The organism is Sphingomonas sp. SDUR79, assembly GCF_056821745.1.
Window position 1 is genome coordinate 3284241 of sequence record NZ_JBPDIN010000001.1, and the last position, 14383, is coordinate 3298623.

The window sequence follows — 14383 nt, forward strand, 5'->3', positions numbered from 1 at the left end:
TCGCTGTCCTCCCCCTCCGTCGCCTTCGGCGCCACCTCCCCCTTGCGGGGGAGGATCAATTTCAATCCGCGAACAACAACACCGGCGTCTCGAGCAGCTTGCGCAGCGCCTGAACATAGCTCGCCGCGTCCCAGCCATCGACGACGCGGTGGTCGCAGCTGATCGACAGGTTCATCAGCTTGGCGCGGACGATCTCGTCGCCGACAAACACCGGGCGCTCGACGATCTTGTTCGGGCCGATAATCGCCACCTCCGGCCGGTTGATCACCGGCGTCGTCGCGATACCGCCAAGCGGGCCAAGCGAGGTGATCGTGATCGTCCCGCCCTGCAGCTCTTCCGACTTGATCTTGCCGGTGCGCGCCGCTTCGGCGAGGCGCCCGATCTCGCTCGCCAGCTGCCACACATTCATGTCCTGCGCATCGCGGATCACCGGAACGGTCAGCCCCGCGTCGGTCTGCGTCGCCATGCCCATGTGCACGCGCCCGTGCCGCGTCACCACGCCGCCCTCATCGTCATAGCGCGCGTTGAGCATCGGGAAGTCGGGCAGGGTGCGGCAGATCGCGACGATCAGGAACGGCAGCATCGTCAGCTTGGGCCGCGATGCGCGATTGGCGTTCAGGTCCGCGCGCATCGCCTCGAGCGCGGTTATGTCGATCTCGTCGACATAGGTGAAATGCGGAATCGCGCGCTTCGCTGCCGCCATATTCTCGGCGATGCGGCGACGCATCCCGATCACCTTGACCGCCTCATCCTCCCGCGCGCGGCTGGCATGCGGCGCATGATAGCCCTGTCCGCTGCCATAGCGCAGATAGGCGTCGAGATCGGAATGGCGGATATGCTGGCCGTCATGCTTCACCTCGGCCAGGTCGACGCCGAGATCCTTGGCGCGCGCGCGCACGGCGGGGGAGGCGAGGACGGGCCTGCTCTCCCTCTCCCCTTCAGGGGAGAGGGCCGGGGAGAGGGGGATGTCCGCGGGCGACGGCGCTTGAGGAGAGTCCCCCTCTCCCAACCCTCTCCCCTGAAGGGGAGAGGGCTTTTCGTCGACCACCTCCGGCACGCCCGGCGTCTCCGCCTCGACCTGTTCCTCGACCGCCTCGACAACCGGAGCCGGTTCCGCCGCAGCTTCTTCCGCCACCGCCTCGTCGGTCTCCACGACCATCAGCGACGCGCCGATCGCGACCTGATCGCCGACTTCACCGGCCAGCTCGACCACCACGCCCGACACCGGCGATTCCATCTCGACGGTCGCCTTGTCGGTCATCATGTCGGCGACCTGCTGATCCTCCTCGATCCGGTCGCCCACCTTGACGTGCCAGGCGACGATCTCGGCCTCGGCGATGCCTTCGCCGATGTCCGGAAGACGAAACGTAAAGCGCGCCATGCCGATCAGTCCTTCAGGAGTTTCTTGAGCGCCTGTCCGATACGGACCGGCCCGGGGAAATAAGCCCATTCAAGGCTATGCGGATAGGGCGTGTCGAACCCGGTGACGCGCTCGACCGGCGCCTCGAGGTGATAGAAACACCGCTCCTGCACCAGCGCCGACAGCTCCGCGCCGAACCCGCCGGTGCGCGTTGCCTCATGCACCACCATGCAGCGGCCGGTCTTCTTGACCGACTCCTCGATCGTCTCGATGTCGAGCGGAACCAGCGTGCGCAGATCGATGATCTCGGCGTCGATCCCCATTTCCTCGACCGTCGCCTTTGCGACATGCACCATCGTGCCATAGGCCAGCACGGTCAGCGCAGTGCCCGGCCGCACGATCGCCGCCTTGCCCAGCTCGATCCGGTAATAGCCCTCGGGCACCGCGCCGCCGGGATGCTTCGACCAGTTTTCTGCCGGGCGATCCCAATGGCCGTTGAACGGGCCGTTATAGATGCGCTTGGGCTCGAAGAAGATGACCGGGTCATTGTCCTCGATCGACGCAATCAACAGCCCCTTGGCGTCGTACGGCGTCGACGGGATCACCGTCTTCACGCCCGACACATGGGTAAAGATGCCCTCAGGGCTCTGGCTGTGCGTCTGCCCGCCGAAAATGCCGCCGCCGAAGGGCGAGCGCACCGTCAGCGGCGCGGTGAACTGCCCCGCCGAGCGATAGCGCAACCGCGCCGCCTCGCTCACCAGCTGGTCGAGCGCGGGGTAGATATAGTCGGCGAACTGAATCTCCGGCACCGGGCGCAGGCCGTATGCGCCCATGCCGATCGCCACGCCGATAATGCCGCATTCGGTGATCGGCGTGTCGAACACGCGGGTCTTGCCGAACTTCTCCTGCAGGCCCGCCGTCGCGCGGAACACGCCGCCGAAATAGCCGACATCCTCGCCCATCACGATCACGTTCGGATCGCGCTCCATCATCACCGCCATCGCGGAGTTGATCGCCTGGATCATGTTCATGCGCACGGTCTCACCGGTCTCGGCGCTGGCTGAGGTTTCGATCACGTCGCTCATGCCTTCCTCGCCCATGGCCGTCCGCTCGCCACTTCCTCGTCGATCATCTGCTGGCGCTGCTCGCGCAGATGCCAGGGCATTTCCTCGAACACCCCGTCGAACAGCGAATCGAGCGGCTGGTGCAGGCCATGGCCCAGGATGCCGTTCTTCTCGGCTTCCTTCTGCGATGCCTTGACCAGTTCGGCGACCTCGCGGTCCATCGCCGCGTGGCGCTCCTCGTCCCATTCGCCCAAGCCGATCAGATGCGCCTTCAGCCGCGCGATCGGATCGCCCAGCGGCCATGCGCCGGGCTCGCCCGCGCTGCGATATTGCGTCGGATCGTCGGAGGTCGAATGGCCCTCGGCGCGATAGGTGAAATGCTCGATCAGCGTCGGCCCCTGATTGGTCCGCGCGCGCTCCGCCGCCCATTGCGTCGCGGCATAAACCGCCAGCGCGTCATTGCCGTCGACCCGCAGGCCCGCCATGCCATAGCCGATCGCCCGCGCGGCAAAGGTCGTCGCCTCAGCCCCGGCAAAGCCCGAAAAGCTCGAAATCGCCCATTGGTTGTTGACGACGTTGAGGATGACCGGCGCCTTGTAGACGGTGGCAAAGGTCATCGCCGAGTGGAAGTCGCCCTCCGCCGTCGAACCCTCGCCGCACCAGGTCGCGGCAATCCGCGTATCACCCTTGGCCGCGCTCGCCATCGCCCAGCCCACGGCCTGCGGATATTGCGTGGCGAGGTTGCCGCTGATCGAGAAGAACCCGTCGTCCTTCGACGAATACATGATCGGCAGCTGCTTGCCCTGCAGATTGTCGCCGCTGTTCGAATAGATCTGATTCATCATCTGAACCAGGCTGTATCCGCGCGCGATCAGGATGCCCTGCTGGCGATAGCTGGGGAAGCACATGTCGTCGCGGCTCAGCGCATGGGTGGCAGCAATCGCCACCGCCTCTTCGCCGGTGCACTTCATGTAGAAACTGGTCTTGCCCTGCCGCTGTGCGCGGAACATGCGCTCATCGAACGCGCGGACCAGTGCCATGTCGCGCAGCATCGTGCGCAGCGTGTCGGGGTCGAGTCGCGGATCCCACGGGCCGACCGCGCGGCCCTCATCGTCGAGCACACGGATCAGCGTATAGGACAGGTCGTGGAAGCTCGCCGGATCGGCGGCGGTGTCCGGACGGGGCTGGGCACCGGCGGGCGGCACATCGACCGCGGCGAAATCGACCGCATCGCCCGGCCGGAACTTGGGCTCCGGCACATGCAGGCTCAGCGGGGGCAGGTTGCGCGGGACGTCCGCCATGCACTCTCCAGCAGCTAAAGGCCGTCCGGGTCGCCCTGCGGCGCGCGGACATTTATTTCAGCGCCCGATTATATTGTTTCAACGCACCTGTCGAGATGGGACAGCAATGCTGTCCTGACTCGCCTGTGCCCACGCGGGACGCCGTCGCGCTGGCACGCTACCCTAAACGCCCCCTTTTCGCGAGCGATCCACGTGCCTAAGGGAGAGACAATTCGATGACATTCGCTTGGGAGCGACGCGCATTATGAAACTCATGGCTGGCAATTCGAACCTGCCGCTCGCCCAGGCGATCGCCTCCTATCTCGAGCTTCCGCTGACCAAGGCCAATGTGCGCCGCTTCGCCGATGAAGAAATTTTCGTCGAAATCCTCGAAAATGTCCGTGGCGAGGACGTGTTCGTGCTCCAGTCGACCGCCTATCCGGCGAACGACAACCTCATGGAATTGCTGATCATGATCGATGCGCTGCGCCGCGCATCGGCCAAGCGGATCACCGCCGTGCTCCCCTATTTCGGCTATGCCCGCCAGGATCGCAAACCCGGCCCGCGCACCCCGATCTCGGCCAAGCTGGTCGCCAACCTCATCACCACCGCCGGCGCCAACCGCGTCCTGTCGGTCGATTTGCATGCCGGGCAGATCCAGGGGTTTTTCGACATCCCGACCGACAATCTCTTCGCCGCCCCGGTGATGAGCGAGGATATCAAGGCGCGGTTCTCGGACAAGAATCTGATGGTCGTCTCGCCCGACGTCGGCGGCGTGGTCCGCGCCCGCGCGCTCGCCAAGCGACTCGACAACGCCCCGCTCGCGATCGTTGACAAGCGCCGTGAAAAGGCCGGCGAATCCGAAGTGATGAACATCATCGGCGAGGTCGAGGGCCGCTTCTGCGTGCTGATCGATGACATCGTCGATTCGGCCGGCACTTTGTGCAACGCCGCCGCCGCGCTCAAGGCAGCCGGAGCCGAGGATGTCGTCGCCTATTGTACGCATGGCGTGCTGTCGGGCGGCGCCGTCGCGCGCGTCGACGGTTCGGCACTGCGCGAGCTGGTCATCACCGATTCGATCGGCAACCACAATGTCGTCGATCAGTCGCAGCGCGTCCGCCATTTGACCATCGCCCCGCTGCTTGCCGAAGCGATCCGCCGGATTGCGGACGAAAGCTCGGTATCGAGTTTGTTCGACTAACGCGATCGGGCAGGCGGAGGCTTCGATGAAGAAGGGGCGTGGCCTCCAACGCGCGTTGTCACCCCTCCCGCGTGAAGAGTTGGAATCCATGCCCACCGGCGCCTTGCTGGCGCGGTTGAAACGCTTGCGATGGTGCGAAGATAGTCCCGAGATGAGTGACATCTCAGAGGAAGAGCGGGCGACGGCAACGCACTTGATCCTGTTCAAGACGGATCCCGCTTGGCGGCAGGCCTATGCGGACCTCAAGGGCGTTCTAGCAGGTCGCGAACATATGGGCGCCAACCCCTAGGCAAGTTCACACCACCGCCTTCGCCACCAACACCGCGCCGACCCCGATCATCAGCCAGTAGATCGCGGTATAGAATCGCTCCGGCGACACCCGCCGTACCAGCCACACCCCGGCAAAGGTCGATCCAATCGCCACCGGCATCAACACCGCACTGGTCCCCAGATTCTCGCGCGTAAACTGCCCCAGCGCCAGATAGGCGGGGACCTTGATCCAGTTGACCGCGCCGAAGAACACCGCCGTGGTGCCGACCAGATAGGCGGGCGCCAGCTGCCGCGGCATCACCCACAGCTGCCAGGGCGGTGCCCCGGCATGGGCGATCTGGCTGGTAAAGCCCGACGCGATCCCGAACAACGACCCGACCCACCCCGGCGAGGTCGACGCCGCTCCCGCGCCCAGCCGGTCCTTCCACAGCCGGTGTGCGCCGAACAGGACCGAAATCACCCCGACCATCGCGAGCACGACGTCCGCCGACACGCTCGCCGCAAACCAATAGCCCAGCGCGATGCCGACGATGGCCCCGGCCAGCGTCCACCCCAGCACGAAATAATCGACCGTCCGCCGGAACGCCCAGATGCCGACCACGTCCTGCACGATCAGGATCGGCAACAGGATTGCCGCCGCGCGCACCGGATCGATGACAAAGGCGATCACCGGCAACGACAGCGAACCCGCCCCCGCAAACCCGCCCTTGGACAGCCCCAGCAGCACGACCGCCGGAACCGCGATCGCGTAAAAGATCGGGTCTGAAATCAGAACCGGCCGACCGGTTCACGCACCCCGGCATTGCCGCGCGCCTTGAGCTGCGCCTTCAGCTTCTCGGGCGGCGGGGCATAGAGAAATCCGAAGCTGACCGTGCCATGCTTGGTCTCGACCACGTGATGCAATCGGTGCGCCTGAATGATCCGCTTCATATACTCCGACTTGGGGATGTAGCGGGTGTTCAATCGCTTGTGCACGATGATGTCGTGGAACCCGAAATAGATCGCGCCATAGGCCGCGATCCCCGCGCCGATCCACGCAGTGCCCTGCCACCACCCCAGATGCACGCCACCGAGCAGCAGCACGAACGACGGCACCGCAAAGATCACGGCATAGAGGTCGTTCAGCTCCCAATTCCCCGTGCGCGGCGAATGGTGGCTTTTATGCAGGAACCAGCCCGGCCCGTGCATCAGCCAGCGATGCGCGACATAGGCAAAGCCCTCCATCAGGGCGACGGTGAGCAGGAACAGCGCGATGCCGATTGCGGGACTCATGCGGGCGATATAGCGAGCCTGTATGTTCGATGCGAGACGCGTGTTTCCCCTGATTGCGGCCCTGACCGCACTTTCCGCCTGTGCGGTGCCCGAAGCGAAGCTGCGCACGGGCCTCACCAATGCCGGCCTGCCCAAACCGCTCGCCGCGTGCATGGCCGAACGCATGGTCGATCGGTTGAGCCTTGCCCAGCTGATGCGCATCGCCGACCTGCCCAAGGCGCGCGAAGCCGAGTCGCTCGACCGCTTCCTGCGCCGCGTCCGCGCGCTCGGCGATCCCGAAATCCTCGCGGTCGCCACCAGCTCGGGCGGATTATGCGCCACCGGCCTCGCCAAAGAGGCGCGCTAACCCGCTCGTTTCGCAGCTAACGCAGCGTTTATTGCAAATGCGTCGCAATGCCGATGTCAAGAGATTTGATTCCGCCGCGCCCCTGTGCTTAAGCGGCGCGAAATTTGCTGCAACGCAAAGGGCGATCCCATGAATATCCATGAATATCAGGCCAAGGAACTGCTGGCGAAGTACGGCGCGCCGATCGCTGCCGGCCATGCCGCCTTCACCGTCGAAGAGGCGGTCGAGGCTGCCAAGAAGCTTCCCGGACCGCTCTATGTCGTGAAGTCGCAGATCCACGCCGGCGGCCGCGGCAAGGGCAAGTTCAAGGAGCTCGCCCCCGAAGCCAAGGGCGGCGTCCGCCTCGCCTTCAGCCTCGATGAAGTCGAATCGCACGCCAAGGACATGCTCGGCAACACGCTGGTGACGATCCAGACCGGCGACGCTGGCAAGCAGGTCAACCGCCTCTACGTCACCGACGGCGCCGACATCGCCAAGGAATTCTACCTCGCGCTCCTCGTCGATCGCGCCACCAGCCGCGTCGCCTTCGTCGTCTCGACCGAAGGCGGCATGGACATCGAAGAGGTCGCGCATTCGACCCCTGAAAAGATCCAGAGCTTCTCGGTCGATCCCGCGACCGGCTTCATGCCGCATCACGGCCGCACCGTCGCCGCCGCGCTCGGCCTAACCGGCGACCAGGCGAAGCAGGCGGCCAAGGTCGCGTCGGCGCTCTACGCCGCGTTCCTCGCCACCGATGCCGAGCAGATCGAAATCAACCCGCTCGCGCTGACCGAGCAGGGCAATCTCCTCGTCCTCGACGCCAAGGTCGGCTTCGACGGCAACGCCATGTTCCGCCACAAGGACCTGATGGAACTGCGCGACGAGACCGAGGAAGATCCCGCTGAGCTCGAAGCGTCGAAATACGACCTCGCCTACATCAAGCTCGACGGCGACATCGGCTGCATGGTCAACGGCGCGGGCCTGGCCATGGCGACGATGGACATCATCAAACTCAACGGCATGTTCCCGGCCAACTTCCTCGACGTCGGCGGCGGCGCGAACAAGGAAAAGGTGACGGCGGCGTTCAAGATCATCCTCGCCGATCCTGCGGTGAAGGGCATCCTCGTCAACATCTTTGGCGGCATCATGAAGTGCGACATCATCGCCGAGGGCATCGTCGCCGCGGCGAAGGAAGTGAACCTGTCGGTTCCGCTGGTCGTCCGCCTCGAAGGCACCAATGTCGAGCAGGGCAAGGAAATCCTCGCCAATTCGGGCCTCGCCATCGTCCCTGCCAACGACCTGGGCGACGCGGCGAAGAAGATTGTGGCGGAGGTCCAGTCGGCTGCTTGATCGCGGCCCCCTGAACACCCATTGAAAGGGGGTCTGGCGCGTCATCTGCGTCGGACCCCTTTTTCGTTTGCGCAATGACGCTACGGCAATCGGATGATTCCATACCGGACTTGCGAAAACGGCAAAAACCCTTCTAGGGACAGACAGACTCGAAGCTTTAAAACGACGCGATTGGAGCGGAGGACGCGATGAAAGTGCTGGTGCCGGTCAAGCGTGTGCTTGACTATAACGTAAAGCCCCGCGTGAAGGCGGACGGAACGGGCGTTGATCTTGCCAACGTCAAGATGAGCATGAACCCGTTCGACGAGATCGCGGTCGAAGAAGCGATTCGCCTGAAGGAAAAGGGCGTGGCGACCGAGATCGTCGTGGTCTCGATCGGCGAGCAAAAGGCGCAGGAAACGCTGCGCACCGCGCTGGCGATGGGCGCCGACCGCGCCATCCTGATCACTACCGAAGGCCCGGTCGAGCCGCTCGGCGTCGCCAAGCTGCTCGCCAAGGTCGCCGAAGAGGAACAGCCCCGCCTGATCATCCTCGGCAAGCAGGCGATCGACGACGACAACAACCAGACCGGCCAGATGCTCGGCGCACTGCTCGGCTGGGGCCAGGGCACCTTCGCCAGCAAGGTCGAAGTGTCGGGCGACAAGGTCGACGTGACCCGCGAAGTCGATGGCGGCCTCGAAACCGTGAAGCTCAATATCCCGGCGATCGTCACCACCGATCTTCGCCTCAACGAACCGCGCTACGCCTCGCTGCCCAACATCATGAAGGCAAAGAGCAAGCCGCTCGCCGCCAAGACCCCGGCGGACTACGGCGTCGACGTGACGCCGCGCCTGTCGGTGGTGAAGGTCGAAGAGCCGGCCAAGCGCACCGCCGGCGTCAAGGTTGCGGATGTGGATGAGCTTGTCGGCAAGCTGAAAGCGCTCGGCGTCGCGAACTAGAACCAAACTCCGTTTGCCCTGAGCTTGTCGAAGGGCGATGCGTGCCATCAAGGACAGGGGCGGGGCTTCGACAGGCTCAGCCCAAACGGATTGAGAGGAACATGAGATGACCGTTCTGGTCTGGGTCGAACATGACAATGCGTCGGTAAAGGACGCAACGCTCGCCGCCGTCACCGCTGCGGGCAAGCTGGGCGACGTCGTCGCGCTGGTCGCGGGCTCGGGCGCACAGGCTGCCGCCGACGCCGCCGCAAAGATCGCGGGCGTCAGCAAGGTGCTGCTCGCCGATGACGCGGCCTATGCCAATGCGCTCGCCGAAAATGTCGCGCCGCTCGTTGCCGATCTGATGTCGGGCTATGACGCCTTCGTCGCGCCCGCCACCACCACCGGCAAGAATATCGCGCCGCGCGTCGCCGCTTTGCTCGACGTGATGCAGATCAGCGAAGTCGTGGGAATCGAGGGCGACCAGTTCACCCGCCCGATCTATGCTGGCAACGCCATCGCCACCGTCACCTCGTCGGACGCGAAGAAGGTGCTCACCGTGCGCGGCACCGCCTTCGACAAGGCAGCGGCCGAGGGCGGCAGTGCTTCGGTCGAAACCGTTTCGGGCACCGGCGACAAGGGCCTGTCGAGCTTTGTCGGCGCGGAAATCGCCAAGAGCGAACGCCCCGAACTGACCAGCGCCAAGATCATCGTCTCGGGCGGTCGTGCGCTCGGCTCGGGCGAACAGTTCCACGCGATGATCGATCCGCTCGCCGACAAGCTCGGCGCCGCGGTCGGTGCCAGCCGCGCTGCGGTCGACGCGGGCTATGCCCCCAACGACTATCAGGTCGGCCAGACCGGCAAGATCGTCGCCCCGGAAGTCTATGTCGCGATCGGCATCTCGGGCGCGATCCAGCACCTTGCCGGCATGAAGGACAGCAAGACGATCATCGCGATCAACAAGGACGAAGACGCCCCGATCTTCCAGGTCGCGGACATCGGCCTGGTCGGCGACCTGTTCAAGATCGTCCCGGAGCTGACCGAGAAGCTGTAAGCGGATCGGATAGAATGCAGGAAGGCGCCGCTGGCCGAAAGGTCGGCGGCGCTTTTCGTTTGCCCGGAGCCCGGACGCCACAACCCAATCGTCACCCCGGACTTGTTCCGGGGTCCACTGTGCCTCGCTCCCGACGCTGGAGCCTCTCGCTTCGCGCCCCGCCTCCCGGTGGACCCCGGAACAAGTCCGGGGTGACGACGGGAGGGTAGGTACGACAGTCAAAATCCTCCGCCGCCAGGAGGAGGTGGCATGCTTGGCATGACGGAGGGGAGCGAGCACGTCGGCCTGAAGTGAGGCAGTCAGCCTCGCCAGAAACAAGTAAGCCCCGTCGCATCGCTGCGGCGGGGCTCCCTGGACGATCCGTTCCACATGGGTTCGGGTCGTCTAAATGCTCTTTCTCTCGATCAAGCCGGACAACAACGGCCCAAAATCGCGATTGGTTCCACGCCCCACGAAAAAAATTTCGCCGCCTCAAAACCCGCTCAAAAAGCTGGCAACATTCGCCCCCAGCGCGTCGATCGCATAGCCGCCCTCCATCACGATCGCGGTGGGCAGCCCGGCGGCGGCAATGTCACGCCCCAGCACGGCATAGTCGGCGGTCTCCAATGCGAACTGCGAAATCGGATCGCCGACGAACGTGTCCGCGCCAAAACTGACCAGCAGAAACTCCGCGCCCGATGCCGCAATCGCCGTCAACGCCCGCTCCTGCGCCCGCCGAAACGCATCAATCGCCGTCCCGCGCGGCAGCGGCAGGTTGAGCGTCGCCCCCGCGCCGTCGCCCTCGCCGACCTCATCGGCATGGCCCCAATAGAACGGAAAGTCCGTCGCCGGATCGGCATGGATCGACGCAAAGAACACGTCCCCGCGCTCCCAAAAGATATCCTGCGTCCCGTTGCCGTGATGATAGTCGATGTCGAAGATCGCGACCCGCCCGACCCCCGCATCACGCGCCGCCTGCGCCGCCACCGCGACATGGTTGAGGTAGCAATATCCGCCCAGATAATCCGCGCCCGCATGATGCCCCGGCGGTCGCGACAGCGCGAACGCCGCCCGCTCGCCGTCCAGCACGGCATGTGTCGCCGCCAGCGCACACTGCACGCTGCGATAGCTGGCGTCCCAGGTGTCGGCGGTCAGCGGGGTCGATGCGTCGATGCTATACTGCCCCGCCAGCGCATCGATCCGCTCCAGGTTTAGCGCGCGTTTGCGCACCGTCGGCCAGATATAGCCCATGACATCGCCCGGCCGCCCCGCCTCCGCCCAGCGCGCAGGCGCAGTCTTCAGGAAGTCGATATAACCGGTATCATGCACCGCCCGGATCGCTGCCTCGCCCCGATCCTGCGGCAGCTCGGTCGCCCCCAGCGTCGCGGCAATCGCCGCCGCGCGCGCGGGCGTTTCGGCATAGGGGACGAACGCGCCATTATGCAGCTCGCGCGCCGGGGCATGCGCCAGCTGGCCGGGGTCGTAAAAGCAGCGCATCAACCGACCAGATCGGCGTCGCCCTTGCCGCCTTCACGCCAGCGTGGCGCGAACCGCAGGATGGTGTAGCCGATCACCGCCGACAGGATCGACCCGGTCAGCACGCCGATCTTCACCTCATCGACCAGCAATTCATTGCCGGGGAAGGCAAGGCCGCCGATGAACAGGCTCATCGTAAAGCCGATGCCGCACAGCATCGCGACGGCATAGAGCTGCAGCCAGGTCGCCCCGCCCGGCGGCGCGGCAAAGCGCAGCTTCGCCGCCAGCCAGATGCTCCCGAAAATGCCGAGCTGCTTGCCGATGAACAGGCCCGCCGCAATGCCCAGCGGCAGTGGCTCGAGCAGGATCGCCGGGCTCATCCCCGCCAGGCTAACGCCGGCATTGGCAAAGCCAAACACCGGAACGATCGCATAGGCGACCCATGGCGCGAGCGCATGCTCCAGCTTGTGCAGCGGCGATTCGGCATCGTCGCACGCACCCGGGCTGGTCGTGATCGGCACCATCATCGCGGTCAGCACGCCCGCGATCGTCGCATGGACACCGGACATGAACACGAAATACCAGAGTGCCGCGCCGAGCAGCAGATAGGGCGTCAGTTTCTTCACCCCGCTGCGGTTCAACACATACATCACCGCCATCACCAGAGCGCCGAGCGCGAGGTACAGCGTCGACAGCTCGGCGGTATAGGCAATCGCGATGATCGCCACCGCGCCCATGTCATCGACGATCGCAACCGTGGTCAGGAACAACTTGAGCGACGCCGGTGCGCGGCTGCCAAGCAGCGCCAGCACGCCGATCGCAAAGGCGATGTCGGTCGCCGCCGGAATTGCCCAGCCATTGACCAGCGGCCCGCTCCAACCGGTGATGAACAGATAGACGACCGCCGGTCCTATCATTCCGGCGGCGGCGGCGACGATCGGCAGGCGGCGATGCTCCCAGGTGGCGAGCTGCCCGTCGATAAACTCGCGCTTGATCTCAAGCCCCACGAACAGGAAGAAGATCGCCATCAGCGCATCGTTGATCCACAGATGCACCGTCATCGAACCGTATTTCGGACTGATCACCGGCCCGGTGTCCAGATGGAGCAGGTGGAAATAGGCTTCGGAAAGTCCCGGCAGATTGGCGACGAGCATCGCCAGCGCCGCGGCGGCCATCAGGATGATGCCGCCGGCTGCCTCGCTCTTCAGAAAGGTGCGCAGCATCGATTGTCCTGCCTGGTCGTTCCGCGCGGCCATGAGCTTTCCCTGTGATTGCGGTTCGTCCCCTGCCTAACGGCTGGAACCCCCGGGGCAAACCCCTTACAGCCCACCCAATGAGCATCGCCTTGTTGAAGCCCGACAATCCGCTCGTCGCCTGGTGGCGCACGCGGGTGATCGCCACGGTCGATCATGTCGATGTCGTCGAAAAGGTGCGCGAGGATGCCGGGTTTACCGGCCGCTATGCCTTCATGACGCTGATGTCGGCGGGCATCGCTGTGCTCGGCCTGCTGTTGTCCTCGCCGGCGGTGGTGATCGGCGCGATGCTGATCTCGCCGCTGATGGGGCCGATCATCGGCTTGGGCTTCGGCCTCGCCACCTTCGACTGGAACGAGATCCGCACCGCCGCCATTGCCGTCGCGCTCGGCGTGCTGATCGCGGTCCTGTTCACCGCATTGCTGGTGCTGGTGTCGCCGATCCAGAACGTCACGGCAGAGATCGCCGCGCGCACCCGACCCAATCTGTTCGACCTGCTCGTCGCGCTCTTCTCGGCGCTGGCCGGCGCTTATGCGATGATCCGGGGCAGGGCGGGGACGGTGGTCGGCGTCGCCATCGCCACCGCGCTGATGCCGCCGATCGCAGTGGTCGGCTTTGGCCTTGCCACCTGGAACTGGACGGTATTCGCGGGTTCGCTGCTGCTGTTCCTGACCAACCTCATCACCATCGCGGTCGCCGCCGCCGTCGTCGCGCGGCTCTACGGCTTCGGCTCGCACCTCTCCCCCCAGCATACGATGCTGCAGACGATCGTCGTCACCGTGGCGCTCGCCGCCTTCGCGATCCCCTTGGGCTTGGTGCTGGTCCAGCTCGGCTGGGAGGCGAACACCTCGCGCCAGATCCGCGACGTGATCAGCGGCGAGTTTGCCGGCGCGGCACGCTTGAGCCAGGTGGAGATCGATTATGAGAGCGACCCGGTCCGCGTCACCGCCACCGTCCTGACGCCCCGGGTACAGGACGATGTCGAGCGCCGCGCCGCCGGCGTGCTCGCGCAACTCGTCGGCCGCCCGGTCGCGGTCGAGCTCGAACAGATCCGCGTCGGCACCGGTGCCCAGGCCGAAGCCGCACAGGTCGCCGCCGCGCAGGCCTCCAGCGCCAGTGCCGCCAACCGCCTCGCCGCGCGCGCACAGGAACAGCTCGCGCTGATCGCCGGGGTCAAGCCCGACGCGGTGCTGCTCGATCGCGACAATCGCCGCGCGGTGGTCAACGCCGCCCCGCTGCCCGGCGCGAACCTCGCCGCCTATCGCGCACTCGAAACCCGCGTTGCGGCTGGCGTGCAGGGCTGGACCGTCACGCTGGTTCCCCCCGTCGCCGCCCTCCCCGACATCGCGGTCGCGGACGACAAGCCCGACGCCGAACCGCTCGCCACCGCGATCTGGGCCGCACAGCGGATCAAGCTCCCGCTCGGCGTGTCGGGGAATGGCGCGCAGACCGTGGTCGACGCCCTCACGCAAGCCGGCGTGGACGCCCGCGTCACCGGCAACGGCAACGGCACCGCCCGCCTGCGCTGGCTCGCGCCGGAGGAGGCCGAATAGTCATCCTCCCCCGCCAGGGGGAGGTGGCA

At 65.5% G+C, this 14383-nt stretch carries 14 protein-coding genes; 7 read left to right on the forward strand and 7 right to left on the reverse strand.

Going from position 1 to position 14383, the window contains the following annotated elements:
• Nucleotides 1-61 precede the first annotated feature (61 nt).
• From ACRYLO_RS16235 to ACRYLO_RS16245, 3 genes are read right to left on the reverse strand one after another with little or no spacing between them, the layout of a single operon-like run.
• Nucleotides 62-1381, reverse strand: coding sequence for a dihydrolipoamide acetyltransferase family protein (locus ACRYLO_RS16235; RefSeq protein ID WP_482661105.1), 1320 nt, complete (start codon nt 1379-1381; stop codon nt 62-64).
• 5 nt (nt 1382-1386) lie between these two features.
• Complete coding sequence (locus ACRYLO_RS16240) at nt 1387-2391, reverse strand: alpha-ketoacid dehydrogenase subunit beta (protein WP_482661764.1); 1005 nt, start codon at nt 2389-2391, stop codon at nt 1387-1389.
• Nucleotides 2392-2441: 50 nt separating this feature from the next.
• A complete protein-coding gene (locus tag ACRYLO_RS16245) occupies nt 2442-3725 on the reverse strand; it encodes a thiamine pyrophosphate-dependent enzyme (RefSeq protein ID WP_482661106.1) in 1284 nt (427 codons plus the stop codon).
• Between the two features lie 244 nt (nt 3726-3969).
• Here ACRYLO_RS16245 and ACRYLO_RS16250 point away from each other — a divergent pair, with 244 nt between their 5' ends.
• Both ACRYLO_RS16250 and ACRYLO_RS16255 read left to right on the forward strand, forming a co-directional pair.
• Nucleotides 3970-4905: a ribose-phosphate pyrophosphokinase gene (locus ACRYLO_RS16250; protein WP_482661107.1), complete on the forward strand. Its 936-nt coding sequence runs from the start codon at nt 3970-3972 to the stop codon at nt 4903-4905.
• Between the two features lie 151 nt (nt 4906-5056).
• Nucleotides 5057-5194 (forward strand): hypothetical protein, encoded by a 138-nt coding sequence (locus ACRYLO_RS16255; protein ID WP_482661108.1) that lies wholly within the window; start codon nt 5057-5059, stop codon nt 5192-5194.
• Between the two features lie 6 nt (nt 5195-5200).
• Here the strand turns inward: ACRYLO_RS16255 and ACRYLO_RS16260 are convergent, their stop codons facing one another.
• Together ACRYLO_RS16260 and ACRYLO_RS16265 are read right to left on the reverse strand one after the other, a co-directional pair.
• Nucleotides 5201-5947: a sulfite exporter TauE/SafE family protein gene (locus ACRYLO_RS16260; protein WP_482661765.1), complete on the reverse strand. Its 747-nt coding sequence runs from the start codon at nt 5945-5947 to the stop codon at nt 5201-5203.
• Nucleotides 5944-6447: a sterol desaturase family protein gene (locus ACRYLO_RS16265; protein ID WP_482661109.1), complete on the reverse strand. Its 504-nt coding sequence runs from the start codon at nt 6445-6447 to the stop codon at nt 5944-5946. The genes ACRYLO_RS16260 and ACRYLO_RS16265 overlap by 4 nt, the downstream gene beginning before the upstream one ends.
• Before the next feature lie 22 nt (nt 6448-6469).
• Here ACRYLO_RS16265 and ACRYLO_RS16270 point away from each other — a divergent pair, with 22 nt between their 5' ends.
• The 4 genes from ACRYLO_RS16270 to ACRYLO_RS16285 all read left to right on the forward strand — a co-directional run bounded on the left by ACRYLO_RS16270 (nt 6470) and on the right by ACRYLO_RS16285 (nt 10093).
• Nucleotides 6470-6793 carry a hypothetical protein gene (locus ACRYLO_RS16270; protein ID WP_482661110.1) on the forward strand — a complete coding sequence of 108 codons (324 nt, stop codon included), beginning with the start codon at nt 6470-6472 and terminating at the stop codon, nt 6791-6793.
• 129 nt (nt 6794-6922) lie between these two features.
• Nucleotides 6923-8122, forward strand: coding sequence for an ADP-forming succinate--CoA ligase subunit beta (gene sucC / locus ACRYLO_RS16275; RefSeq protein WP_482661111.1), 1200 nt, complete (start codon nt 6923-6925; stop codon nt 8120-8122).
• A gap of 188 nt (nt 8123-8310) precedes the next feature.
• Complete coding sequence (locus tag ACRYLO_RS16280) at nt 8311-9060, forward strand: electron transfer flavoprotein subunit beta/FixA family protein (protein WP_482661112.1); 750 nt, start codon at nt 8311-8313, stop codon at nt 9058-9060.
• A gap of 106 nt (nt 9061-9166) precedes the next feature.
• Nucleotides 9167-10093 carry an electron transfer flavoprotein subunit alpha/FixB family protein gene (locus tag ACRYLO_RS16285; RefSeq protein WP_482661113.1) on the forward strand — a complete coding sequence of 309 codons (927 nt, stop codon included), beginning with the start codon at nt 9167-9169 and terminating at the stop codon, nt 10091-10093.
• Nucleotides 10094-10564: 471 nt separating this feature from the next.
• Here ACRYLO_RS16285 and ACRYLO_RS16290 read toward each other — a convergent pair whose 3' ends face one another.
• Both ACRYLO_RS16290 and nhaA read right to left on the reverse strand, forming a co-directional pair.
• The gene (locus ACRYLO_RS16290) at nt 10565-11569 is read right to left on the reverse strand and encodes a histone deacetylase family protein (RefSeq protein WP_482661114.1); all 1005 of its coding nucleotides are present in this window, start codon (nt 11567-11569) and stop codon (nt 10565-10567) included.
• A complete protein-coding gene (gene nhaA, locus ACRYLO_RS16295) occupies nt 11569-12804 on the reverse strand; it encodes a Na+/H+ antiporter NhaA (protein WP_482661115.1) in 1236 nt (411 codons plus the stop codon). Before nhaA ends, ACRYLO_RS16290 begins: the two co-directional genes overlap by 1 nt.
• 77 nt (nt 12805-12881) lie before the next feature.
• Here nhaA and ACRYLO_RS16300 point away from each other — a divergent pair, with 77 nt between their 5' ends.
• Complete coding sequence (locus tag ACRYLO_RS16300; protein WP_482661116.1) at nt 12882-14354, forward strand: DUF389 domain-containing protein; 1473 nt, start codon at nt 12882-12884, stop codon at nt 14352-14354.
• The last annotated feature ends 29 nt before the right edge of the window (nt 14355-14383 follow it).